16 protein-coding genes are annotated in these 26,082 nt (G+C 46.3%); 12 read left to right on the top strand and 4 right to left on the bottom strand.

Annotated features, from left to right (window positions below; all coding sequences use genetic code 11):
• Positions 1-72: 72 nt before the first annotated feature.
• Both EX191_RS09715 and mnmL read right to left on the bottom strand, forming a co-directional pair.
• A complete protein-coding gene (locus EX191_RS09715; RefSeq protein WP_085343974.1) occupies positions 73-1,821 on the bottom strand; it encodes a sensor domain-containing diguanylate cyclase in 1,749 nt (582 codons plus the stop codon).
• Between the two features lie 35 nt (positions 1,822-1,856).
• Positions 1,857-2,816: a tRNA modification radical SAM protein MnmL/YtqA gene (gene mnmL, locus EX191_RS09710; RefSeq protein ID WP_193447651.1), complete on the bottom strand. Its 960-nt coding sequence runs from the start codon at positions 2,814-2,816 to the stop codon at positions 1,857-1,859.
• Positions 2,817-3,368: 552 nt separating this feature from the next.
• Between mnmL and gltB (EX191_RS09705) the strand changes: the two genes are divergently transcribed.
• The 10 genes from gltB (EX191_RS09705) to EX191_RS09660 all read left to right on the top strand — a co-directional run bounded on the left by gltB (EX191_RS09705) (position 3,369) and on the right by EX191_RS09660 (position 20,477).
• Positions 3,369-7,919, top strand: coding sequence for a glutamate synthase large subunit (gltB, locus tag EX191_RS09705; RefSeq protein ID WP_065645159.1), 4,551 nt, complete (start codon positions 3,369-3,371; stop codon positions 7,917-7,919).
• The gene (locus tag EX191_RS09700) at positions 7,919-9,388 is read left to right on the top strand and encodes a glutamate synthase subunit beta (RefSeq protein WP_193447650.1); all 1,470 of its coding nucleotides are present in this window, start codon (positions 7,919-7,921) and stop codon (positions 9,386-9,388) included. Before gltB (EX191_RS09705) ends, EX191_RS09700 begins: the two co-directional genes overlap by 1 nt.
• A gap of 451 nt (positions 9,389-9,839) precedes the next feature.
• On the top strand, positions 9,840-14,303 hold the full coding sequence (gene gltB / locus EX191_RS09695) for a glutamate synthase large subunit (protein WP_193447649.1): 4,464 nt from the start codon (positions 9,840-9,842) through the stop codon (positions 14,301-14,303).
• A 20-nt stretch (positions 14,304-14,323) separates the two neighbouring features.
• Positions 14,324-15,736: an FAD-dependent oxidoreductase gene (locus tag EX191_RS09690; protein WP_005396322.1), complete on the top strand. Its 1,413-nt coding sequence runs from the start codon at positions 14,324-14,326 to the stop codon at positions 15,734-15,736.
• Positions 15,737-15,827: 91 nt separating this feature from the next.
• Positions 15,828-16,256: a DUF1499 domain-containing protein gene (locus tag EX191_RS09685; protein WP_031780533.1), complete on the top strand. Its 429-nt coding sequence runs from the start codon at positions 15,828-15,830 to the stop codon at positions 16,254-16,256.
• 63 nt (positions 16,257-16,319) lie between these two features.
• Entirely contained in the window at positions 16,320-17,015 is a 696-nt protein-coding gene (gene mtnN, locus EX191_RS09680) for a 5'-methylthioadenosine/S-adenosylhomocysteine nucleosidase (protein ID WP_005396324.1), read from the top strand.
• 11 nt (positions 17,016-17,026) lie between these two features.
• The gene (locus EX191_RS09675) at positions 17,027-17,980 is read left to right on the top strand and encodes a cobalamin biosynthesis family protein (protein ID WP_193447648.1); all 954 of its coding nucleotides are present in this window, start codon (positions 17,027-17,029) and stop codon (positions 17,978-17,980) included.
• Positions 17,980-18,804, top strand: coding sequence for a vitamin B12 ABC transporter substrate-binding protein BtuF (gene btuF / locus EX191_RS09670; protein WP_193447647.1), 825 nt, complete (start codon positions 17,980-17,982; stop codon positions 18,802-18,804). The genes EX191_RS09675 and btuF overlap by 1 nt, the downstream gene beginning before the upstream one ends.
• 69 nt (positions 18,805-18,873) lie before the next feature.
• Positions 18,874-19,494, top strand: a complete 621-nt coding sequence (locus EX191_RS09665; protein WP_005387377.1) for a TRIC cation channel family protein — start codon at positions 18,874-18,876, stop codon at positions 19,492-19,494.
• A gap of 128 nt (positions 19,495-19,622) precedes the next feature.
• Positions 19,623-20,477 (top strand): LysR family transcriptional regulator, encoded by an 855-nt coding sequence (locus EX191_RS09660; RefSeq protein ID WP_104971268.1) that lies wholly within the window; start codon positions 19,623-19,625, stop codon positions 20,475-20,477.
• Here the strand turns inward: EX191_RS09660 and EX191_RS09655 are convergent.
• The gene (locus tag EX191_RS09655) at positions 20,419-21,198 is read right to left on the bottom strand and encodes a TSUP family transporter (RefSeq protein ID WP_193447646.1); all 780 of its coding nucleotides are present in this window, start codon (positions 21,196-21,198) and stop codon (positions 20,419-20,421) included. The two genes, EX191_RS09660 and EX191_RS09655, sit on opposite strands and share 59 nt — an antisense overlap.
• 247 nt (positions 21,199-21,445) lie before the next feature.
• Between EX191_RS09655 and EX191_RS09650 the strand changes: the two genes are divergently transcribed.
• Both EX191_RS09650 and EX191_RS09645 read left to right on the top strand, forming a co-directional pair.
• Positions 21,446-22,360: an Ssp4 family T6SS effector gene (locus EX191_RS09650; protein ID WP_193447645.1), complete on the top strand. Its 915-nt coding sequence runs from the start codon at positions 21,446-21,448 to the stop codon at positions 22,358-22,360.
• The gene (locus EX191_RS09645) at positions 22,350-22,763 is read left to right on the top strand and encodes a hypothetical protein (protein ID WP_154647402.1); all 414 of its coding nucleotides are present in this window, start codon (positions 22,350-22,352) and stop codon (positions 22,761-22,763) included. Before EX191_RS09650 ends, EX191_RS09645 begins: the two co-directional genes overlap by 11 nt.
• Positions 22,764-22,844: 81 nt before the next feature.
• On the opposite strand, the gene carB is transcribed toward EX191_RS09645, so the two are convergent.
• Positions 22,845-26,078, bottom strand: a complete 3,234-nt coding sequence (gene carB, locus EX191_RS09640) for a carbamoyl-phosphate synthase large subunit (RefSeq protein ID WP_005396427.1) — start codon at positions 26,076-26,078, stop codon at positions 22,845-22,847.
• Positions 26,079-26,082: the final 4 nt, after the last annotated feature.

Below are 26,082 nucleotides of genomic sequence, written 5' to 3'. Positions count from 1 at the left end.
GGTAAGTTTAACGTGTTTAATACGGCGATTTAAACAATCAGCTATCAACTTAGAGCAAGCGGTCACAAAGCGTTAGCAAGAACTTGGGTGAATACAGGTGCGATTACGTCCATCCGCTTTGGCTTGGTATAGCGCACTGTCAGCCATGGCAATACCCATTTCCGGTTCATCACCATGTTGAGGAATATAAGAGACAAGACCGATACTGACCGTGAGACGTTCCGAAGCTTCTGAGCTGTCGTGCTCCATATCGAGTTGTCGAATTTGTTCATGAATACGCTGCGCTACATTGCTCGCGCCTTCCGTTGTGGTATTCGGCAGGATAAAACCAAACTCCTCACCACCATAACGCGCAACACAATCCGAAGAGCGATTGATGACTTTTGTGAATACGGTAGCAACACTGACCAATGCTTCATCACCTTGCTGATGGCCGTAGCAGTCGTTGTAATCTTTGAAAAAGTCGATGTCACACAACATGATAGTGAGCGGCAGCTTTTCGCGGGCATGGTGGTACCATAGTACCTGCAGTTGTTCATCGAAGCGGCGTCGGTTCGATACCTGAGTTAAGCTATCCATAAAGCTCAACTTTTCTAACTCTAAATTGGCTCTCTCCAACTTTTGTTCGGCAAGGTAACGTTCAGAAATATCACGCGCCATGATCAGCACACCATTCGTTCCTGAAGCTTTATCTTTAAAAGGCGATTTCACCACATCAAACCACGTACTTTTGCCATCACTGCTAACGACTTTATCTATGTATCGGACAGGTTCTGACTGACGCAATGCATCTAAATCACTAGCGGCTAAGCGAGCGTACATCTCTTCAGGAATGACATCTTGAAGGCGCTTACCTATCAAATCAGACACGTCTGAAATACCTAATGCATTAACGAACGGTTTATTACACGCTTGATAGACCATATTCTCATTGAAGATACCGATAGAGTCAGGGCTAGCGTCAAGAATAGTTTGTAAGATGGTATCCCTTTGCGCCAACGCAACTTCTGTATCTTTACGGCGCTCCATTTCATCTCTCAGGTTTTGCTGCATTTTGTGCCACTCGGTCACATCATGACTAATGGATAATGTACCGATCAGCTCACCACTCGGTGACACAAGGGAATTTTGATTCACTTCCAATAAGCAACTGCGACCTTGTGGATCCGTCGTCCACTTGCGCTCACTCTTTCTGGTAGCCTCGCCCATGGAAGCCTTTGATGCACAGGCTTCTTCCCTTCGCCCTTCCCAAAATTGATCAAATGCTCGGTTCGTCGTTAATAAATTCCCTTGGCGATCTTGGGTACAGATTAACTCAGAGAGTGAGTCTAGTGCCGAACGGGCAATCGTTAATTGCGCAAGCTCTTGTTGCTGCTCTTGATGAGTGGATTGATATGGCTGCGCGTAGATGATCCAAACACGGTGATTGCGCAGCAAACTCTTTCTTCCTGACAACTCCACCTTGATAGATTCGCTTTCAGATAAGCGCCAATCAAATACCTGCTGGCTAAAATGACGACTAGAGACACTGTCGAGAAACGACTCAAGCTCACGAATATCGAATAAAGCGGGATACAAATATCCCGTGCCTAGAGAGCGAATACCTAATAACTGCATCGCAGCTTGGTTAGATAACAAGATCTGAGCATGGCCAGTATCCAGCACTATGACTGGATAGGGTGAATCCGTTACGAGTTGCTTAAGTGATGTTTGAAAGTGCAAATAGATCAGTGCTAACGCGCACACGCTAGCAATTAATAACAAGACGACATAGCCATAACCGCCTTGACCATCCCAAAGCCAATTGAGTAACTGATCCATCGTTTAAACCTTTAAAGAAAACTGGTTAAAATATATCAGTTATTTATTGAGCGATCTGCTATTAATTCCGGTTTAGTATAGATAAAAGCGTTTCCCGTTAGGCTTCCTTGAGCACCATGTTCACTGAGGGCTCGACCAATTTCAGTCATCGCCAGCCAGCGATTTTCACACCACAGTGGCGATAATAAGGTAGGTCTACGAGCTGCTGATGAAACCCGATGGTAAATCACGTCTGGTGGCGTCATACGAATCATCTCACTGGCAATTGCGACATATTCTTCTAGCTCTGGCGCCTCTAATCGTCCTGCACGCCACGCTTTCGCCATGGTGCTGCCTTCCACGATATGAAGACCATGTAACTTGATGCCATCCGTGCCCACGGCTAACACTTTTTGCAGCGTCTCAATGTTATCGTCGCGGCTTTCTTTCGGTAATCCAACAATTAAATGAGTGCAGACTTTAATACCTAGCGCACGCGCACGCTTGGTGATCTCGGCATAACATTCGAAATCATGACCGCGATTGATGCGCTTAAGGGTGTCGTTATTAGCGGTTTGAAGCCCTAACTCTAGCCAAATTTCATAACCTTGCTTTACATAGTCAGACAGTAAATCTAATACGGCATCAGGCACGCAATCTGGACGAGTCCCGACACACAATCCCACAATATCAGCCGCTTTTAGTGCTTCTTCATACATATTTTTCAGCACTTGCACTTCCGCATAAGTACTGGTGTAAGCCTGAAAATAAGCGAGATACTTCTTCGCTCGATGAATTTCGCCCGCACGATCTTTCAACTGATCGTGAATACTCTTTATCTGTACTTCTTCATCCGCAAACGAAGCCACATTACAAAAAGTACATCCTCCCCGACCAATCGTGCCATCTCGGTTAGGGCAACTAAATCCACCGTGCAACGTTAGTTTATGGACTTTTTCACCGTATCGACGCTGAAGATCTTGGCCGATTGTATTGACCAACTCATGTAACTGCATAAATTCTCACCAACAATGAACCGTAATCAATCTCACTACGATCTGTGTAAATAAATTACATCCCTGCAAGAAAAAACACACAATACTAGTCAATTCAAACAAACATCATACGGCTCAAAATCAATAAACCTGCATAAATACAGATAAAAAACGTTCATGTTGCGTAAATGTTAAACTAAAAATGCATAATTAAACGAAAAAATTGGGTCACAACGTCGACTTTTTCATTGCATTCTGAAGTGACAAAATTGTAGGATACTTACACAACCCCGTTATTTTTGTGACTTTTATTACAAAGTACACTGCGGGATTTGTCGGTGTTATCCCACTCCTACCTATATAAATCACTAAATAGTGGCAATAAATAAAGGGATACCACCAAGGATTGTTTTTCTCGCAAAACTTTTCCTGCGAGATACGGAAAGGAATCAAGATCGGTCAACCTAGATCGGTGGCGATAATAAATATAAAGGACAAGACGTAATCAATGGTCTAGGTGGCATTTGCCTGCCTGGTGCTTTTGCGTCGACATTGAACTGGAAGGATGTATCTATGGTAGATAGAGAGCAAAATCCACAGGGTCTATATACTCCTGAATTGGAGCATGACGCGTGTGGTATCGGTTTTGTTGCTCACCTTAAAAACCGTAAATCTCATGAAGTAGTGACTCAAGCATTGGATATGCTAGCTCGCATGGAGCACCGTGGTGGTCAAGGTTGTGATCCATGCAGCGGTGATGGTGCGGGTATCTTGCTACAAAAACCTCATGAATTCCTATTAGAAGAGGCCGTAAAGCTCGGCATTAAACTGCCTTCATTTGAAAAGTATGGTGTGGGTGTCGTACTTTTCCCGAAAGACGAATACAAACGCGAGCAATGCCGTGACATTCTAGAACGCAACGCTCAGCGTCTAGACCTTGAAGTTATTGGCTACCGCGTTTTGCCAACCGATAACTCGATGATCGGTGCCGACCCGCTAAGCACAGAACCTCAGTTTGAGCATGTGTTTATCTCTGGTGGTCCAGGTATCACACCTGAAGAGCTAGAGCGCAAACTGTACGTACTTCGTAACTACACTGTACGTGTTTGCCTAGAAAGCGTTTCGAACATTGGTGATGACTTCTACATTAACTCAATGTCTTACAAGACATTGGTGTACAAAGGTCAGTTAACGACCGAGCAAGTCCCTCAGTACTTCCTTGATCTGCAAAACCCGACCATGGTGACTGCACTGGCACTGGTACACTCTCGCTTCTCTACCAACACCTTCCCGAAATGGCGTCTTGCACAACCTTTCCGTTACATTGCCCACAACGGTGAAATCAATACAGTTCGAGGTAACTTGAACTGGATGAAAGCCCGTGAGGCGATCATTGAATCCGATCTATTTACCCAAGCTGAAATCGACATGCTGCTTCCTATTTGTCAGGAAGGCAGTTCGGATTCATCTAACTTTGACATGGCACTTGAGCTCCTAGTTCTTTCTGGTCGTAGCCTGCCGCACGCACTGATGATGATGATCCCGGAAGCATGGCAAGAAAACAAAAACATGGATCCTAAGCGTCGCGCGTTCTATCAGTACCACGCGAACATCATGGAACCATGGGATGGTCCGGCTTCAGTATGTTTTACTGATGGTGTTCAAGTTGGTGCGACACTCGACCGTAACGGTCTGCGTCCTTCTCGCTACACAGTGACCAAAGATAACTTCCTAGTAATGGCATCAGAATCTGGTGTTGTGGATATTGAGCCAGAGAACGTTGAGTTCCGCGGTCGTCTACAACCAGGTCGCATCTTCGTTGCAGACTTAGAGCAAGGTCGCATCATCTCTGATGAAGAAGTGAAAGACACCATCGCAACGGCACAGCCTTACGAAAAGTGGGTAGAAGAAAACCTACTGAGCTTGAAGAAGCTGCCAGATGCGAGCAACCAATTCAGCCAACCTAAGCCAGAACATCTTCTACACCGCCAACAAGCGTTTGGCGTAAGTACTGAAGAAGTGAACGAAATCATCGTTCCAATGGCGAATGATGCGAAAGAGCCATTATCAGCCATGGGTGCAGACTGGCCTCTTGCGGTTCTATCTCATCAGTCTCAACATCTTTCAAACTACTTCAAGCAACTGTTCGCACAGGTAACTAACCCACCGATCGATCCGATCCGTGAGCGTATGGTTATGTCGCTGAACACTTACTTGGGTAAAGACCAAAACCTTCTGACTGAAACACCACTTCACTGTCAGAAAGTAGAATTGGAATCGCCTGTTCTGGCGAACTCTGAGCTTGAGAAACTGCGTGCTATTGACAACGAGCATCTTCAGGCGAAGACACTGGATATCGTATTCCAAGCCAGTGAAGACCAAGGCAAGCTTGAGCGCGCACTAAAACGCATCTGCCAATACGCAGAAGATGCGGTTATTGATGGTTACTCAATCATCCTGCTAACTGACCGTGCAGTGAACTCAAACCACGCCGCTATCCCAGCAATGCTGGCAGTTGGCGCAGTACATCACCACCTGATCCGTAAAGGCCTACGTGCGAAGTGTGACATCGTGGTTGAAACCGGTGACGCGCGTGAAACGCACCACTTTGCAACGCTAATTGGTTACGGTGCCAACGCCGTTAACCCATACCTAGTGATTGAAACCATCATTGAGCTTCAGCGTACGAAGAAGCTGGACCCAGAAGCGAACCCTCGCGATCTGTTCAACAACTACCGTAAAGCGATCAATGGCGGTCTTCTGAAGATCTTCTCGAAGATGGGTATCTCAACCCTGCAGTCGTACCACGGTGCGCAAATCTTCGAAGCCTTAGGTATTCATAAGTCAGTGGTAGACAAGTACTTCACAGGTACAGTTTCTCGTATCCAAGGTCTCACCCTTGACGATATTGCTAAAGAAGTGCTCGTTCGTCACCGCATCGGTTACCCACAACGCGAAATCCCAATTCAAATGCTGGATGTGGGTGGTGTTTACCAATGGAAACAGCGTGGTGAGAAGCACCTATTCAACCCAGAAACCATCTCGCTACTGCAAGAGTCTACGCGCAACAAGAACTACGATCAGTTCAAGCAGTACGCGACAGCAGTCGATAAACAAGGTGACAACGCGGTAACTCTGCGTAGCCAGCTAGAATTCATTAAGAACCCAGCTGGTTCTATCTCTATCGACGAAGTCGAGCCAATTGAAAGCATCGTGAAACGCTTCGCGACAGGTGCAATGTCATTCGGTTCTATTTCTTACGAAGCACACTCCACATTGGCTGTTGCGATGAACCGCCTTGGCGCAAAATCGAACTCTGGTGAAGGTGGTGAAGACCCAATGCGTTTCGAGCGCAAAGAGAACGGCGATTGGGAACGCTCTGCAATCAAGCAGGTAGCTTCGGGTCGTTTCGGCGTAACCTCTTACTACCTAACCAACGCTGATGAGCTACAAATCAAGATGGCTCAAGGTGCGAAACCAGGTGAAGGTGGTCAGCTACCAGGCGATAAAGTAGATGACTGGATCGGTGCTACACGTCACTCAACTCCGGGCGTCGGTCTTATCTCGCCGCCACCACACCACGATATCTACTCAATCGAAGATTTGGCTCAGCTTATCTACGATTTGAAGAACGCGAACCGCGCGGGCCGTGTAAACGTGAAGCTGGTATCGGAAGCTGGCGTAGGTACGATCGCTTCCGGTGTAGCGAAAGCGAAAGCGGACGTTGTACTAATCGCAGGTTTCGACGGTGGTACTGGTGCATCCCCAATGTCTTCAATCCGTCATACTGGTCTTCCTTGGGAACTTGGCTTGGCAGAAACGCACCAAACGCTACTGAAGAACGGTCTACGTAACCGTATCGTGGTTCAAGCGGATGGTCAGATGAAGACTCCTCGTGACCTTGCAGTCGCAACACTACTGGGTGCTGAAGAATGGGGCGTGGCAACCGCAGCCTTGGTGGTTGAAGGTTGTATCATGATGCGTAAGTGTCATAAGAACACCTGTCCTGTTGGTATCGCAACTCAGAACAAGACGCTTCGCGAGCGCTTTGATGGTCGCGTAGAAGACGTCGTAACCTTCTTCCAATACATGGCACAAGGTCTACGTGAAATCATGGCTGAACTTGGCTTCCGCACTATCGATGAGATGGTCGGTCAAGGTCAGAAGCTGAAGATTCGCCAAGACGTTTCTCACTGGAAATACAAGAACCTAGATCTGTCTCCTGTTCTACACGTTGAACAGCCACGTGAGTCAGACGGTATCCATAACCAAACGCAACAGAACCACAACCTGGAATCGGTACTAGACCGTAAGCTGATTCAAGCGGCGATTCCTGCTCTCGAGAAAGGCGAGGCGGTGAATGCCGAATTCCCTATCGTCAACACTGACCGTTCTGCGGGCACCATGCTGTCGAACGAAATCTCGAAAGTGTACAAAGATGCCGGCCTACCTCGACCAATGAACGTGAAGTTCAAAGGTTCAGCGGGTCAGTCATTCGGCGCATTCCTAGCTAAGGGCGTGAAGTTCGAAGTAGAAGGCGACGCGAACGACTACTGGGGTAAAGGCTTATCTGGCGGTACGTTAGTACTTTACCCAGATGCGAAATCAAGCATTGTCGCAGAAGATAACATCGTGGTTGGTAACGTGTGTTTCTACGGTGCCACTTCGGGTGAGTCTTTCATTCGCGGTATGGCTGGCGAACGTTTCTGTGTTCGTAACTCAGGCGCGAAAGTAGTAGTAGAAGGCGTCGGTGACCACGGTTGTGAATACATGACGGGCGGTGCAGCAATTATCCTTGGTTCAACAGGTCGTAACTTTGCCGCAGGTATGAGTGGCGGCGTGGCTTACGTATGGGATAAATCAGGCGACTTTGAGTCGAAACTGAACCCAGAGTTAGTAGACCTAGATCCAATCGAGCAAGAAGACAGAGATCTATTACTCGACATGCTAACTAAGCATGTTCAATTCACAGGAAGTGAAGTCGCTCAGTCTTTCCTAGACAACTTTGAAGCAAGCCTAGCCTCTATGGTTAAGGTAATGCCGCGTGACTATAAAGCGGTGCTTCAAAAGCGTAAAGCTGAAGCACAGTCTCAAGGAAACGAAACTCAAGTGGAGGCCGTATAATGGGTAAGCCTACTGGATTTTTAGAGCATGGTCGTGAACTACCACAGAAGATCGACCCAGCTGAACGCATCAAGAACAACAAAGAGTTCGTTCTGAACGAGGAGTTTGGTGACAAGATCAATACTCAAGCGTCTCGTTGTATGGATTGTGGTGTGCCGTTTTGTCATAACGGCTGCCCTATCGGTAACATCATCCCAGAGTTTAACGATGCGGTTTATCGTGATAGCTGGGAAGAAGCATGGAACATTCTAAGCTCAACCAATAACTTCCCAGAGTTTACTGGTCGTGTTTGCCCTGCTCCATGTGAAAGTGCTTGTGTACTTGGCATCAACCAAGACCCAATCACCATCTGTAACATCGAGAAAACCATCGTAGAAACGGCGTATCGTGAAGGGTACGCCAAGCCAAAAACGCCACGTTCTCGCACTGGTAAAACGATAGCGATCATTGGATCTGGACCAGCGGGTCTTGCGGCTGCTGAGCAGCTAAACAGCGCTGGTCATACTGTGACAGTATTCGAGCGAGACGAGAAGGTTGGTGGTCTGCTGCGTTTCGGTATTCCAGATTTTAAACTGAGCATGGAAGTCATTGATCGTAAGATCAATCTAATGGCAGAAGCTGGCGTTGAGTTTAAAGTAAACCAACACGTCGGTATTGATGTAAATGCTCAGCAACTGCGTCAAGAGTTCGATGTGGTTCTACTGACGGGTGGCTCAACGGTTCCACGTGATTTGCCAGTTCCGGGTCGTGAGCTCAAAGGCGTTCACTTCGCAATGGAATTCCTAGGTCAAAACAACCGACGTGCAAATAACATGGACCTGAAAACGGAAGAGATTCACGCAAAAGGTAAACATGTGGTTGTCATTGGTGGTGGTGATACCGGTTCAGACTGTGTAGGTACGTCAAACCGTCACGGCGCAGCAAGCGTAACTCAAGTGGAAATCATGCCGATTCCACCAGAGAAGCGCCCAGCCAATATGCCTTGGCCTCAATACCCAATGATCCTACGTACTTCGACCTCTCATGAAGAAGGTGTCGATCGTCACTGGAACATCCTGACCAAAGAGTTCATCGGAAATGACAAAGGTGAAGTCACAGGCCTTCGTCTTGCTGATATCGTTTGGCAAGATGCAAAACCAGGCGAGCGCCCAAGTTTCAAAGAAGTAGAAGGCAGCGAGCGAGTGATCCCATGTGATATGGCATTCCTAGCAATGGGCTTCTTACACCCAGAACCTACAGGCGTGCTTGCTCAACTGGATATCGCGCTAGATGATCGCGGTAACGTAGCAACTCAAGGTTTTGCTACTAACCAAGAAGGCGTATTTGCTGCTGGTGATATGCGAACAGGCCAATCTTTGGTGGTTCGTTGTATCAACGAAGGTCGCGAATGTGCTCGTGCTATCGATGACTACCTAATGGATGGCACAAACCTAGAAGCAAAAGCAGATTCATTGATGCTTTCTGCTTAACGGAAGTATTCACGCTTCCCTCTTTCAATGCCATAAATAGCCATCAGCGATATCGATGGCTATTAGCAAAGAAAGAAAACAATTCCTTCCAATCTTTCTATTTTGACCAGCATTTTATGCTGGTCTTTTTTATTTCCCACAGAATCAAATGTTACTTTTTTGTAACAATCAATTTTCTATCTATTTGAAATCATTAAACTATTTTAGCTTATTAAATGGTAAATCGCATATTCACGTGATTATCCACTAATAACTTGACCTTTTTTACAATAAGCTATAGCTTGTGAAGTTGATGAAAATAAAACACTCAAAAAATGTTAAATATTTCACAGCTTTTATTGAATAAATATACATAAAACCATAAAAGATGATGCATATTCAGTCATCACTATCAACGTAAGCAGTGTTGATATATCTGTCGGGATGACGGATAAGCAAAGGGAGAATTGCAATGGCTCTTTATGATCCAAGTCTTGAGAAAGACAACTGTGGATTTGGCTTGATCGCGCATATGGAAGGCGAACAAAGCCACAAGCTGGTTCGTACAGCAATTTCTGCACTTGACCGAATGACCCACCGTGGTGGTATTGCCGCCGATGGTAAAACCGGTGATGGTTGTGGTCTTCTATTACAAAAGCCCGATTCCTATTTACGTCTTATTGCCGAAGAAAATGGTTTCAACCTTGGCAAGCAATACGCCGTAGGGATGATTTTCTTCAACCAAGATCCGGTCAAAGCTCAACTCGCTAAAGACATCGTCAACAGAGAACTTGCGCAAGAGACGCTAACAGTGGCCGGTTGGCGTGAAGTACCAACTAATTCAGAAGTACTCGGTCCAATTGCGGCTAACTCGCTTCCAAATATTCAGCAAGTCTTTATCTCTGCACCGGCTGGTTGGCGAGAGCGTGACATTGAACGCCGTCTCTACATCGCACGCCGTCGCATCGAGAAACAAATCACCGAAGATCCTGATTTCTACATCTGTAGCTTGTCGACTCAAGTTTTGGTGTACAAAGGCCTGTGCATGCCTGCGGACTTGCCTCGCTTCTACCTAGATCTTGCTGATCTACGCATGGAATCCGCTATCTGTCTGTTCCACCAGCGTTTTTCTACCAATACTCAACCGCGTTGGCCATTGGCTCAGCCGTTCCGCTATCTTGCTCATAACGGTGAGATCAACACCATTGAAGGTAACCGCCAATGGGCGCGCGCGCGCGCTTACAAGTTCTCGTCACCACTGCTGCCCGATCTTCAAACTGCAGCACCATTTGTGAACGAGACAGGTTCAGACTCCTCTAGCTTGGATAATATGCTGGATCTCTTCTTAGCTGGTGGCATGGATATCTTCCGCGCCATGCGTATGCTTGTGCCGCCTGCATGGCAAAACCATCCAGATATGGATCCGGATCTGCGGGCGTTTTACGATTTCAACTCCAAGCACATGGAACCATGGGATGGCCCAGCAGGTATCGTACTGTCCGATGGTCGTTATGCTGCTTGTAACCTAGACCGAAACGGTCTGCGTCCGGCGCGTTATGTAATTACCAAAGACAAGTTGATCACTCTGGCATCTGAGGTAGGGATTTGGAATTACGCCCCAGATGAAGTTGCCGAAAAAGGGCGTGTAGGTCCGGGTGAATTGCTCGTCATCGACACTCGTAAAGGTAAGCTTTGGCAGTCTAGCGAGATCGATAATGATCTGAAATCTCGCCACCCTTATCGCGAATGGATGGAAAACAACGTTCGCAAACTCACACCATTTTCTCAGCTACCTGAGGATCAAGTAGGCGAGCGCAGCTTTGATGAAGACTTACTTAAGACTTATCAAAAGCAATTCGCGATGACGAACGAAGAAGTCGACCAAGTTCTGCATGTACTCGGAGAAATGGGCCAAGAAGCCGTTGGTTCTATGGGTGACGATACTCCAATGGCAGTGCTCTCCTCAAAAGAGCGCTTGGTAACTGACTACTTCCGCCAGAAGTTCGCTCAGGTCACCAATCCACCGATCGATCCACTGCGTGAAAAACACGTGATGTCACTGGCGACCAGTATCGGTAAGGAAATGAATGTCTTCTGTGAAACCGATGGCCACGCGCATCGCGTAACATTTGATTCGCCTGTACTGCTTTATTCAGACATGCAGCAACTGCTCGAGCTTGGTGACGATCACTACCGTAATACCATTCTAGATATCAACTACGATCCACAAGAGAAAGATCTTAAACAAGCCATTAATGATCTCTGTGAGCAAGCAGAGCAAGTCGTACGTGAAGGCACGGTTTTAGTGGTACTTTCAGATCGCGCTTTGGTCAAAGGCAAGTTACCAATTCCAGCGGCAATGGCAGTCGGCGCAGTTCAAACTCGTTTGATTGATGCGAACTTACGTTGCGATGCCAACATTGTAGTCGAAACCGCAACTGCACGTGACCCACACCAATTTGCTGTCTTGCTTGGCTTTGGTGCTACTGCAGTTTACCCATACCTTGCTTATGAAGCGTTAGGTAAACTGATTGATGATAAGGCACTAGAGAAAGACTATCGCGATGTGATGCAGAACTACCAATACGGCATCAACAAGGGCCTGTATAAAATCATGTCAAAGATGGGGATCTCAACCATCGCCTCTTACCGCTGCTCACAACTGTTTGAAGCAGTTGGCTTGAACCAAGATGTGGTCGACCAGTGTTTTAAAGGCGTCACAACTCGTATTGAAGGCGCAAATTTTGACGACTTCCAGCAAGATCTTACAAACTTATCTCGCAAAGCATGGGCGAAACGTAAATCGATTGATCATGGCGGCTTGTTAAAGTATGTCCATGGAGGTGAGTATCATGCTTACAACCCGGATGTTGTCGGCACGCTGCAACAGGCCGTTAAATCTGGCGAAAGTAACGACTATCAGAGCTTTGCTAAGCAGGTAAACCAACGCCCTGTTGCCATGCTGCGTGACTTAATGTCGCTGAAAAAATCAGACTCACCGCTGCCACTAGAGCAAATAGAACCACGCACTGAACTGTTCAAACGCTTCGACTCTGCGGCCATGTCCATTGGCGCACTTAGCCCTGAAGCGCATGAAGCACTCGCGACTGCGATGAACCGTCTTGGTGGCTATTCAAACTCCGGTGAAGGTGGTGAAGATCCTCGCCGTTTCGGCACTGAACGTAACTCGCGCATCAAGCAAATTGCTTCAGGCCGATTTGGTGTCACGCCTCATTACCTTACTAATGCGGATGTACTACAAATCAAGGTAGCGCAAGGAGCTAAACCGGGTGAAGGTGGTCAGCTACCGGGACACAAAGTCACCGCAGAAATCGCCAAGCTACGTTACTCCGTGCAAGGGGTGACGTTAATCTCTCCTCCTCCACACCACGATATTTATTCTATTGAAGATTTGGCCCAGCTGATCTTCGACCTTAAACAAGTCAACCCGAATGCGCTGGTTTCGGTAAAACTCGTCTCCGAGCCAGGTGTCGGCACCATCGCAACGGGCGTAGCAAAGGCTTACGCTGATCTTATTACCATCTCGGGTTACGACGGTGGTACTGCAGCAAGCCCATTAACTTCGGTAAAATACGCAGGTAGTCCATGGGAATTAGGTCTAGCAGAGACGCAACAAGCACTGGTTGCTAATGGTCTGCGTCATAAGATCCGCCTACAGGTAGACGGTGGTCTAAAGACTGGTCTAGACGTGGTTAAGGCCACGATTCTTGGTGCGGAAAGCTTCGGATTTGGTACCGCGCCAATGGTTGCTATGGGTTGTAAGTTCCTGCGAATTTGTCACCTCAATAACTGTGCAACAGGGGTTGCGACTCAAGACGAAACGCTGCGTAAAGAGTACTTCAAAGGCTTACCTGAAATGGTGATGAACTACTTCACCGGACTGGCAGAAGAAGTGCGCGAGCTGCTTTCTGAGCTAGGAGTTGAAAAACTGACGGACTTGATTGGTCGTACCGATTTACTTGAAGCAGTAGAAGGCTTTACCGCGAAGCAAACCAAATTGGATCTATCCAACATTCTAGAAGCTCCCGCCTCGCCTGAAGGTCATCCGCTGTTTTGGACAGAGCCAAACAAACCGTTTGATAAAGCTGAGCTCAATCAAAAGATCATTGATGATGCCATGCATGCGGTAGAAAACAGCCAATCAGCAAGTTTCTTCTACAATGTCATCAACACTGATCGTTCTGTGGGTGCTCGCTTATCTGGCGAAATAGCGAAGCGCTATGGCAACCAAGGATTGGCGGCTTCCCCTATCAAAATCTATCTTGACGGCACTGCCGGCCAGTCGTTTGGCGTTTGGAATGCGGGTGGCGTAGAGCTTTACCTCACAGGTGATGCGAATGACTACGTAGGGAAAGGCATGGCAGGCGGCAAGATCGCCATTAAACCTCACTTAGGTACAGCGTTCAAGTGTCATGAAGCCACCATTATTGGTAACACGTGTTTGTACGGCGCAACGGGCGGTAAACTGTTCGCGGCAGGTAAAGCGGGTGAGCGTTTTGGGGTACGTAACTCAGGTACGATTGCCGTCATTGAAGGTGCGGGAGATAACGCTTGTGAGTACATGACAGGCGGTATTGTTGCCATTCTAGGTGCAACAGGCGTGAACTTTGGTGCAGGTATGACCGGAGGCTTTGCCTATGTTCTGGATGAAAACCAGAGCTTTGAAGGTCGAGTCAATACAGAATCTGTCGAAGCCATTTCATTGTCCGATCTATACATCCACCAAGAGCATTTGCGCGGCCTGATTGCGGAACACCTTGAAGAAACAGGGTCGAGCCACGCAGAAAATATTTTGGCGAACTTTGATGAATGGATTCCAAAGTTCTATTTGGTGAAACCACAAGCGGCAGATCTTCGCACGCTACTTGGTCACCAGAGCCGCAGTGCCGCAGAGCTGCGTGTTCAAGCACAGTAATCATGGAGGATGTTTGAATCATGAGCCAGAACGTTTATCAATTTATCGATGTTCAACGCGTAGATCCTGCGAAGAAGCCTATCAAAGTTCGTAAGATCGAGTTCGTTGAAATCTATGAACCGTTTACCAAACAACAAGCGACTGCGCAGGCGGATCGCTGCTTAGATTGCGGTAACCCATACTGTGAATGGAAGTGCCCAGTACACAACTACATCCCTCAATGGCTAAAACTGGCAAATGAGGGACGTATTCTTGAAGCGGTTGAACTATCGCATCAAACCAATAGCCTACCGGAGGTATGTGGGCGCGTTTGTCCTCAAGACCGTCTATGTGAAGGTTCATGCACGCTTAATGATGACTTTGGTGCCGTCACCATCGGTAATATAGAAAAGTACATTACCGACAAAGCCTTTGAAATGGGCTGGAAGCCAGATATGTCCAAGGTGGAGTGGACCGATAAAAAGGTCGCAATCATTGGAGCTGGCCCAGCAGGCTTGGCAGCCGCTGATATCCTAGTGCGCAATGGCGTTAAGCCAGTCGTGTTTGACCGCTACCCAGAAATCGGCGGACTACTGACTTTCGGTATCCCTTCGTTCAAGCTTGAAAAAGGGGTAATGGAAAATCGTCGCCGTGTGTTCACTGAAATGGGCGTCGAGTTCCGCATGAACGTGGAAGTCGGTAAAGATGTACAAATGCAAGATCTAATCGATGAGTACGATGCCATTTTCTTAGGCGTTGGCACCTATAAATACATGCGTGCAGGACTAGAAAATGAGGATGCGCCGGGTGTATATGACGCGCTGCCATTTTTAATTTCGAATACCTACAAAGTCATGGAGCTTGAGAACAACCAACCTTTTATCGACATGGCAGGAAAGAAAGTGGTCGTGCTTGGTGGTGGCGATACCGCAATGGACTGTGTACGAACCTCTATTCGCCAAGGAGCCTCCAATGTGATTTGTGCTTATCGTCGTGACGAAGCCAACATGCCTGGCTCTCGTCGCGAGGTAAAAAACGCGAAGGAAGAAGGCGTGAAGTTCATGTTTAACCTGCAACCACTCGGTGTGGAGGTCGACGCCTCAGGTAACGTATCGGGCGTTAAAGTGGTAAAAACCGCTTTAGGTGAGCCCGATGATGCAGGTCGTCGCAGACCAGAACCAGTGGAAGGCAGTGAACATGTATTGCCTGCGGATGCCGTGATCATGGCATTTGGTTTCCAGCCACACAAAATGGACTGGTTGGAACCGTATGGTGTCGATTTAGACCAATGGGGACGTATCAAGGCACCTGTTGAGCAAGCGTTCATGTACCAAACCAGCAATGCGAAAATCTTCGCTGGCGGTGATGCGGTCCGTGGCTCAGACCTCGTCGTAACCGCCATTGATGAAGGGCGAAAAGCGGCAGAAGGCATTCTTGATTACCTAGAAGTCTAATCACAGCTAACATCACAAAAAGGATCCTATTATTGGATCCTTTTTCTTTTGTATCCATATAATTAGAAGCAAAATTATAAGAGTAAATACAATGAAAAAAGCCGCTCTCCTTTCCATCGCTTTACTCAGCCTTACAGCCTGCAGCCAAGGAGTCACCAGTATGCCAGATCGTTCTCAATCACCTTGTGGTGACAAACCAAATTGCGTTTCAACTCAGGACTCAAGAGACAAGTTTCAATTAGCACCTTTTTTGCTCACTGAGTCCGCAACGTTAGATGCCATTGAGCAAGCCGCGCTTCAACTTCCTGGCGCCAAAACCGCGGTAAAAGAGGGTGATTACCTTCGGATAGAATGCACATCTAAAATCATGCGCTTCGTGGATGACCTCGAATTAAAAGTAGCAGGAGACAAACTGATTGTTCGCTCAGAGTCACGTGTGGGCTATTCTGACTTTGGCGTAAACAGAAAGCGCGCCGAACAATTACGAGAAAAGCTCACTCAAGCTAAGCTCATCAAATAGAAAACTGCTCACGGGGAGTGCTATACTCTCGGCCAACTAAAATATTTACCGAAAGAGAGTGTTATGAAAGTTGGTATCATCGGTGCGATGGAACAAGAAGTGACCATCCTGAAAGAAGCAATCACAAACTGCAAAACCGTAAATAAAGCAGGTTGTACGTTTTTCTCTGGTCAAATTAATGATGTAGAAGTAGTCGTACTACAATCAGGTATCGGTAAAGTTGCAGCTGCAGTAGGCACTACCATTCTTCTTGATGAATACCAGCCAGATGTTGTGATTAACACAGGCTCTGCTGGTGGCTTCGATTCAAGCCTAAATCTAGGTGATGTTGTTATCTCAACAGAAGTTCGTCATCACGATGCAGACGTGACCGCTTTTGGTTATGAAATTGGCCAAATGGCTGGCCAGCCTGCTGCATTCAAAGCGGATGAAAAGCTAATGGATTTAGCAGAAAAGGCACTAGCGCAAATGGAAAACACTCATGCAGTTCGCGGCCTGATCTGTACTGGTGATGCATTTGTTTGCACCGCTGAACGCCAAGAGTTTATTCGTAAGCACTTCCCATCCGTTATCGCGGTAGAAATGGAAGCATCTGCTATCGCTCAAACTTGTCACCAATTCAACACGCCGTTTGTTGTTGTGCGCGCAATCTCTGATGTCGCTGATAAAGAGTCACCAATGAGCTTTGATGAGTTCCTACCGCTAGCAGCAAAAAGCTCTTCTGAAATGGTATTCAAAATGCTGGAACTCATTAAGTAAACGACTCATTCATGGAAGAAGTTTTTCAGTCATTTTATGCCAACGGTGCGCTCCTTATTATGTGGGGCGCACTGCTCTTTCACCTTATTTTACCAATCCCCCGTTCATCGCATCCCATCACTTTATGGCGAAAGTTAGCTGAGAACCTCGCCAACAAAGTAAACAATAATCATAGTTACTCACAGAGCCTGACCTCCGGCAGTCTTGCATTGGGCTTGATGCTATTGCCTTGCTTGATCTTGCTGATTGCCGTGGAGCCATTCGTTTGGCAAGTGCCTTTATACGAACTAGTGCTATTGATCATTGCTTTGGACTGGCGCAACAGCGAAGCCTTAACGAAACAACTCGTCACAAGTATGTCGAGAGAAGACAAAGCTCAGTGCCGACAATTACTAAGACCATACCTTAATCGCGATACTGACAGCCTCTCGATCATCGGCATAGGTAAAGCAAGCTCAGAAGCTGTGATTATGGGATACAGCCGCAACGTAATCGGTGTGTTATTTTGGTACGCACTAGCAGGTGGTATTGGTGCGTTAATGTATCGACTAGCCACAGAGTTAGCTCGAGTTTGGTCCCCTAGCCGACGCCAATATTTGCCCTTTGGTAAACCTGCCGTTCAGCTGGTTGCCGCTCTGGATATTATTCCACTTCGTCTCTTTGCCATACTTTTAGCTGTAGGAAAGAACGTAAGCAATGTGCTTTCTGGTGTACAGCAACAAGCGAAGTCTTGGCCACTACCCGGGCCCGCCTGGGTGTTGTGTACCATCGGACACAAACTACAACTCTCTTTATGCGGCCCTGCTATCTATCAAGGTATACGTGCGGAACGCGCAAAAATCGGTGGACGAATCGCCCCATCGGCTATTCACCTTTCACAAATACATACGCTGCTCGTTTGGCGAGTCTTCGTTTGGATAGCTATCCAAAGTCTGCTTTTAGGAATGATTTATCAAGGATTATGATGAATAAACTATGCTTCGCATTAACGCTGTTTGTTTCGACAGCGACCTTCGCCCAAACACCAGCGCAACGCATTGTAAGTTTAGCTCCGCATGCCACTGAAATTGCCTTTGCGGCAGGGCTAGGAGACAAGCTTGTTGCTGTCAGCGAAATGAGTGATTATCCAGAGCAGGCAAAGCAGCTGGAAAGAGTCTCTAATTACCAAGGAATTAAATTAGAGCGCATTATTGCTCTTCAACCGGATTTAGTCATTGCTTGGCCGGCAGGAAACCCGGCAAAAGAGCTGGAGAAAATTAAACAGTTCGGCATTCCTATCTATTATTCCACTACAGGCTCACTGGAAGATATCGCCAATAATATCGAGCAGCTAAGCCAATACAGCGAAACCCCGCAAATAGGACAAAAGGCCGCTGAAGATTTTAGAACGCAACTGAATACACTAAAAGAGAAGTACAACACGCACGAGAAAGTTCGTTACTTTTATCAGTTGAGTGAAAAGCCTATCATCACTGTCGCCGGGAAGAACTGGCCAAGTGAAGTCTTTACTTTTTGCGGTGGTGAAAACATTTTCGCAGAATCCAGCGCGCCTTATCCTCAGGTCAGCATCGAGCAGGTCATCACTCGCCAACCAGAGGTTATTTTTACTTCTCGTCACGCAATGAGTAATGATGGTATGTGGGCAGAGTGGAGCAATGAGCTTCCCGCACTTAGAAATAAACACATCTGGTCTCTAAACTCAGATTGGATTAACCGCCCAACCCCACGCACACTAAATGCGATCATAGAAGTGTGTGAGCACTTTAAAAGCGTTCGTCAAAAACGCTAACGATTTCGTGGCAAATACCGTACAATTTCCGCCCATTTTTTCTCACACTATATAAAGGTACTAAGTAACATGGACTCCATGCTGCTTTATATGATCGATTTGTTCGGTACCGCTGTTTTCGCTATCTCTGGCGTGTTACTGGCGGGCCGTTTAAAAATGGATCCATTCGGCGTTATCGTTCTCGGCAGTGTGACTGCTATTGGTGGCGGAACAATCCGAGACATGGCGCTAGGTGCCACTCCTGTATTTTGGATAACAGATACTACGTATTTATGGGTGATATTTGTTACGTGTCTACTAACCATGCTTGTTATTCGAAGACCCAAGCGACTCTCATGGTGGGTATTACCCGTTTGTGATGCCATCGGTCTCGCTGTATTTGTGGGAATTGGAGTAGAGAAGGCACTCGCCTACAATGCATCTGGAATGGTCGCTGTGATAATGGGGGTTATTACTGGCTGTGGAGGTGGTATTATACGTGATGTACTGGCTCGCGAAGTTCCTATGGTATTAAGAAGTGAAGTCTACGCTACGGCATGTATTATTGGCGGCATCTTCCATACGATGGCGGTAAACATGGGTTATGACCACTCAACGGCTTTACTCGCTGGTGTAATCTCAACGCTCATTATACGTCTCGGTGCTATTCGTTGGCATCTATCCCTGCCAACTTTCGCAATTAACCGTTAAACACAAACAGCATCACTCATCATCGAGTCGACCAAGTGTCGGCTCCTCTAATTTATGCTCATTTAATTCGCCAATTCTTGGACAATTCGCTAAATTATCTCAACCATTCCTAACTTTCATTAATTATTATGTTGCTTGAAGGTATTGAGACGTTACTTGTCCTCAGTAAAGAAAAAACCATGAGCCGCACGGGCAGCCAACTCTATATTAGTCAATCTGCGGTGAGTAAGCGCATTTCGAATCTAGAGAAGAAGTTAGGAAAAAAATTGATTGAGCCAAGTGGTCGGCATATAAAGCTGACCTCCGATGGCCTCGCGCTCATCAACACGATCGAGCCAACGTTCAATGAGTTAAGAGGTCAGATCTATGATCAGCAAGAAATAGAAGATACTTCTTTGATCAAGATAGACTGCTCTGAAACCTTAGTCGCTGGATACCTTAGTGTGATCATGGCAGAACGCTTTGCCCATGACCAGTACATACGAATATCGACCAATCATACACCACGCATTATTGAAAACGTCAAATCAGGTAAAGCGACACTGGGATTCTGTGCCGGTTATTTACCGCCTCATCATGGATTAATGAGCCTTCACCTCGCTGATGAACCTTTTTCAATCGTCAGTAGATACCCACTTTCGCAACTACCCAAAGCCATTTTGACCAATGACTTAACCAATCCTGCCAACACTTACCAACAAGCTATTTTGTCAAAATACGGAATTGAGCCTTTGATGGAAATGGATTCATACACTGCGGCAGCACAACTGGCTTTGGGCGGAATGGCTCCTGCTTTAATTCCTAAATCTATCCTGAAGACACTTAATATCACACCCAAATTCTGCTATGACTTTGAAGAACTAGGACAGTTAATTCGACCAATACATATCTGCTTGCGCCACAGCACATATCGCAGCGAACGAGTTAAAGCACTGACAAAATCCATTGCTGATGTTGTTGCCAAAGAAGTTTCGTTGCCATGAGCATCGACATCACAATAACTAGAGGACGAATCCATTTTTGCCCTTTACTTACAACTACCTTCGCCCCTAACTGAGCACCAAGAAAACCGCCAACAGCCATGGTTAAGCCAAGCTTCCACACTGGCAACCCAGCTAAGATAAAAAAGATTAGTGCCGCTATGTTTGACGTGAAATTGAGGATTTTGGTCCTAGCTGTGGCTTCGACCAAAGAAAAGTGACCTAGTGCAACAAAACAAACAGTAAAAATAGATCCAGTCCCAGGGCCAAAAAAGCCATCATAGAAACCGATCCCGCCACCAATGCATAGCGCAAACATCGCTTCAGATAACTTTGGTTCTCCATCGGTTTTTCGCGTACTTGGCGCGAGTAAAAAATAGAGGGAAATGGCTATCAAAAGAACAGGGATCAAACTGGTGAGTACGCTAGCATCAATAAACTGCACAGCCTCGGCACCGATTGCTGCGCCTATAAAAGTACAGAGTATCGCGAAACGCATTTCCTTTAGGCTGACAATACCGTTACGCACGAAATACCAGCTAGCAGAGAAACTGCCAAACGAACTTTGTAACTTGTTGGTTGCTAGAGCTTGAGTCGGACTCAACCCCGCAGCCAAAAGCGCAGGGAGCGTAATGAGTCCTCCCCCACCAGCCATCGCATCAATAAAGCCTGCGGCAGTCGCAACCAAAAATAGGGCCAACAAAATCTCAACCGTGATTTCCACTACACTTCCTTTTTGAAGAGGTATCAAGAGAAAGAAACGGTAGCACTTATTCACAAAACCACCAATGGAAAGTCAAGACATCAATCTATTCCTAATTTTCATCAGTCAGTAAATTTAGAAAATGATACATTAAAAATATCAATTACATCCAAATATAGAGCCTCACCTCAAGAGCCTCTTAATATTTTGATAGAAAGAGAAAATGCTGTCTTAATAGGAAATATTTAATCTGATAAAAACGAAAATAATGGAAGCCTTACTGACTCGACCATCAATAAAAGAAAAGCAATTACGCTTAAAAATCGAACAAATAGTGAATGTTAATCAGCTATTCAACGTTATTGACGCTAAACCAGAGACTAGCGGTGCGGGTGTAATTTATATTGATAACAAATTCACCGTTGTACGCTTAAGAGACTTTAAATCCACATGCCATATCAATCCTACCTTTATCATTCTACGAGAACCGATAAAATTACAATCATCTCAAGAATTTGCAAAAAAAATAAAACAGGAAGAATCAAAATCAAGATTCAATCAAGAGCTTCTATCAGCGAGCATTAGCTGTATTGGTGCAGCGATTGGCTGGATTGGAGTAGTTGGTTCGGGGCTAACAATACCAGTAAGTGGTCCTGTGGGCGTAACTATGTCCTATATCTCACACGCCGCTACTGTTGCTGCCACAGCTCAATGTGCTATTGGAGTAGCAAGAACCCGTATGGTATCTAAATCACCAGATAAATTATCGGATATAGACAGTAATGAGTGGTATCAAAATACAACTAAAGCTTTAGATTATATCTCCTTAGCTGGAGCGGGCGCTAGCGGATATCAAACGATAAAAATGGTTCAATCTCTTAAGCAAACCACTAAGAAAGGCGTTCCCGAGATTCTAAAAGGCTTAAACAGACAAGAAAGAACAATATTAACTAAAGAAATCATCCGTAAAAACCTTCCGAGCATTTCGAATAAAGCTCGTAAACAGCTAATGTTGTCAGGAGAAATTCCTAAAAGGTATTCACAAGCAACAATATCCGCATCCATTTCTCATCAGCTTCTAGATGCAATTGGAGGCTCAATTAGCATAGTAGGAAGCGGTTATTCGGGAGAGTTAAGAAATCTTGCAATTGGAATCTATGAGGAATTGAAAGTTGAATACTAAATCAATTAGCATAGCAAACATCTCACTAAGTATATGTTTATACTTGGCATTGACTATTGGTCTGGCTATTAGCTTAAGCATTTGGAATGACTGGTTTTCCTTCACTCAACACATTGCTCTAGATACTTACCTTCTTACATTGGGAGCTATTACGGTTGTTGTTGTATGCATTCCAAACATCCTGACAATAAGCAAAGGATTAAGTATTGCTGCAAAAATAAACTTAATCACTATCTCTTTTATCATTCTTACCTGCAGTATCAACTTTGTTGTAGCAAGTGGTAGTACTATTTCTTCATCTTTAGGAACATTGCTTGCCATAATTAGCTTGATGATCTTCAAAAGCGAAGCATACCAATCGTTCCTAGCACATTTTAATACTCTTCATTTTAGAAAAACCTAGATATAAAAAAGCCCGCTCAAATGAGCGGGCAATGAGGTTGTCATATAAGCCCTATTTTTCGGGCTTACTGATTTTTATCTATTACGCTTCTAGGCTAGCTTTCACTTTTGCGTGTAGCTCTTGAACCGAAGTTACTGACGCTTTTGCATCTGCAGTGTGAGACATACATGTAGCGAACGCTGCGTTCAGTGTCGTTGTGTAGTTCACTTTTTCTGCCAGTGCACCGCGGCGTAGAACTTTCGAATCTTCAATCGCTTGACGACCAGCTGCCGTGTTTACGATGTAGGTGTATTCGTTGTTCTTGATGCGGTCAAGAATGTGTGGACGACCTTCGTGTACTTTGTTTACCAAGCGTGGGTTGATACCCGCTTCGCCCAGAATCACAGCAGTACCGTGTGTCGCATCCAACTGGTAACCCAGTTTCACTAGCTTAGAAGCCAGGTCAACAACACGCTCTTTATCGCCTTCACGTACTGACAGTAGCGCACGACCACCTTCAGGGTAAACCGCACCACAACCTAGCTCTGCTTTCGCGTAAGCTTCTGCGAATGTTGCGCCAACGCCCATTACTTCACCTGTTGAGCGCATTTCTGGGCCCAATAGCGGATCAACGCCAGGGAACTTGTTGAACGGCAGAACCACTTCTTTCACTGAGTAGTAAGGAGGGATAATCTCTTTAGTAAAGCCTTGTGACTCTAGAGATTGACCCGCCATTACACGTGCAGCGATTTTCGCTAGAGGTGCACCTGTCGCTTTCGATACGAATGGTACCGTACGAGCAGCACGAGGGTTCACTTCGATTAGGTAAACGTCGTTGTCTTTCACAGCAAACTGCGTGTTCATCAAACCGCGTACACCGAGTTCGAACGCCAGCTTCTCAACTTGCTCACGCATCTTGTCTTGAATTTCCTGACTTAGCGTGTATGCAGGCAGTGAACATGCAGAGTCACCAGAGTGAACACCCGCTTGTTCGATATGTTCCATGATACCGCCGATAACGACGCGTTCACCGTCACAGATAGCATCAATATCAACTTCGGTTGCATCATCCAAGAAACGGTCTAGTAGAACTGGAGACTCGTTCGATACGCTTACTGCTTCGTTGAAGTAGCGACGCAGGTCTTGCTCGTCGTATACGATTTCCATCGCACGACCACCGAGTACATAAGATGGACGAACAACTAATGGGAAGCCAATTTCTTTCGACTTCTCAACCGCTTGCTCCATCGTTGTTACTGTCGCGTTTTCTGGCTGAAGTAGACCTAAACGGTCAACAGCGGCTTGGAAGCGTTCACGGTCTTCCGCACGGTCGATAGCATCTGGGCTCGTACCAATGATTGGAACACCAGCCGCTTCTAGAGCACGAGCCAGTTTAAGTGGCGTTTGACCACCGTACTGAACAATTACACCTTTTGGTTTTTCAACGCGAGCGATAGACAGTACATCTTCCAGAGTTACTGGTTCGAAGTACAGACGATCAGACGTATCGTAGTCAGTAGATACCGTTTCTGGGTTACAGTTAACCATAATGGTTTCGTAACCGTCTTCACGCAGCGCAAGTGATGCGTGTACACAACAGTAGTCGAATTCAATGCCTTGGCCGATACGGTTTGGACCACCACCAAGAACCATGATCTTGTCTTTGTCTGTTGGGTTGGCTTCACACTCTTCATCGTAAGATGAGTACATGTAAGCCGTGTCAGAAGAAAACTCTGCGGCACACGTATCCACACGTTTGTAAACCGGGTGAATATCAAACTGCTCACGAGCACGGCGAATTTCACTTTCAGCGACACCAAGCAGTTTAGACAAGCGCGCATCAGAGAAGCCTTTACGTTTCATCTGGCGAAGCACTTCTTTGGTCAAACCTGCGTAGCCGCCCGCCTTGACTTGCTCTTCGAGTTTTACGATTTCTTCGATTTGAACCAGGAACCAACGGTCAATTTGAGTCAAGTTGAACACGCCGTCAACTGACATGCCAGCTCGGAATGCATCGGCGATGTACCAGATACGCTCAGCGCCTGCTTCTTTAAGTTCGTGACGAATCTTAGTCAGTGCATCTGGTGCTTCTAAATCGACCATCTCGTCAAAACCAGTTGCGCCAACTTCTAGGCCACGAAGTGCTTTGTGAAGAGATTCTTGTTGGTTACGACCAATTGCCATTACCTCACCAACCGATTTCATCTGAGTAGTCAGACGGTCGTTTGCGCCAGCAAATTTCTCGAAGTTAAAGCGAGGAATCTTAGTTACTACGTAGTCGATAGTTGGTTCGAATGATGCTGGTGTTGCACCGCCCGTGATGTCGTTTTGTAATTCGTCCAGAGTAAAGCCAACTGCCAGCTTCGCGGCAATTTTCGCGATTGGGAAGCCTGTTGCTTTTGATGCTAGCGCAGAAGAGCGAGATACACGCGGGTTCATCTCGATGATGACCATACGGCCATCTTTCGGGTTGATACCAAACTGTACGTTTGAACCACCTGTTTCAACACCAATTTCACGTAGAACGGCTAGCGAAGCATTACGCATTAGCTGGTATTCTTTGTCTGTAAGTGTTTGCGCTGGTGCAACCGTGATTGAGTCACCCGTATGGATGCCCATTGGGTCAAAGTTCTCGATTGAACATACGATGATACAGTTGTCCGCTTTGTCACGAACGACTTCCATTTCGTACTCTTTCCAACCGATTAGTGACTCATCGATAAGAAGTTCGTTGGTCGGAGATAAGTCCAGACCGCGACGACAGATTTCTTCGAACTCTTCTTTGTTGTACGCGATACCACCACCAGTGCCACCCATGGTGAACGATGGACGGATGATACAAGGGAAGCCAACCATATCTAAAACTTTGTAAGCTTCTTCCATGCTCTTCGCTGTATCTGCGCGAGGACACTCAAGGCCGATAGACTTCATCGCTTTATCAAAACGAGAACGGTCTTCCGCTTTGTCGATTGCATCTGCAGTTGCGCCGATCATCTCTACGCCGAATTCTTCTAGTACGCCGTGTTTCTCTAAGTCTAACGCACAGTTAAGTGCAGTCTGGCCACCCATGGTTGGCAAAACTGCATCTGGACGCTCTTTTTCAATGATCTTGCGTACCACTTCCCATTGGATTGGCTCGATGTAAGTCGCATCAGCCATCTCTGGGTCAGTCATGATCGTTGCTGGGTTCGAGTTAACCAGAATAACTCGGTAGCCTTCTTCACGAAGTGCTTTACAGGCTTGTGCGCCAGAGTAGTCAAACTCACATGCCTGACCGATAACAATCGGACCAGCACCAAGAATTAGAATACTTTGAATGTCAGTACGTTTTGGCATTATC

It is taken from the genome of Vibrio chemaguriensis, assembly GCF_012275705.1.
In the GTDB taxonomy this organism is placed as follows: domain Bacteria; phylum Pseudomonadota; class Gammaproteobacteria; order Enterobacterales; family Vibrionaceae; genus Vibrio; species Vibrio diabolicus.
This window is presented reverse-complemented; position numbering and strand designations above follow the sequence as displayed.

Coding starts and splice junctions, on each gene's coding strand:
- EX191_RS09690 (WP_005396322.1), top strand. CDS start 14,324: ATGAGCCAGAACGTTTATCAATTTATCGATGTTCAACGCGTAGATCCT.
- EX191_RS09665 (WP_005387377.1), top strand. CDS start 18,874: ATGGACTCCATGCTGCTTTATATGATCGATTTGTTCGGTACCGCTGTT.
- EX191_RS09660 (WP_104971268.1), top strand. CDS start 19,623: ATGTTGCTTGAAGGTATTGAGACGTTACTTGTCCTCAGTAAAGAAAAA.
- gltB (WP_065645159.1), top strand. CDS start 3,369: ATGGTAGATAGAGAGCAAAATCCACAGGGTCTATATACTCCTGAATTG.
- btuF (WP_193447647.1), top strand. CDS start 17,980: ATGAATAAACTATGCTTCGCATTAACGCTGTTTGTTTCGACAGCGACC.
- EX191_RS09650 (WP_193447645.1), top strand. CDS start 21,446: ATGGAAGCCTTACTGACTCGACCATCAATAAAAGAAAAGCAATTACGC.
- EX191_RS09685 (WP_031780533.1), top strand. CDS start 15,828: ATGAAAAAAGCCGCTCTCCTTTCCATCGCTTTACTCAGCCTTACAGCC.
- gltB (WP_193447649.1), top strand. CDS start 9,840: ATGGCTCTTTATGATCCAAGTCTTGAGAAAGACAACTGTGGATTTGGC.
- EX191_RS09700 (WP_193447650.1), top strand. CDS start 7,919: ATGGGTAAGCCTACTGGATTTTTAGAGCATGGTCGTGAACTACCACAG.
- EX191_RS09715 (WP_085343974.1), bottom strand. CDS start 1,821: ATGGATCAGTTACTCAATTGGCTTTGGGATGGTCAAGGCGGTTATGGC.
- mtnN (WP_005396324.1), top strand. CDS start 16,320: ATGAAAGTTGGTATCATCGGTGCGATGGAACAAGAAGTGACCATCCTG.
- carB (WP_005396427.1), bottom strand. CDS start 26,078: ATGCCAAAACGTACTGACATTCAAAGTATTCTAATTCTTGGTGCTGGT.
- mnmL (WP_193447651.1), bottom strand. CDS start 2,816: ATGCAGTTACATGAGTTGGTCAATACAATCGGCCAAGATCTTCAGCGT.
- EX191_RS09675 (WP_193447648.1), top strand. CDS start 17,027: ATGGAAGAAGTTTTTCAGTCATTTTATGCCAACGGTGCGCTCCTTATT.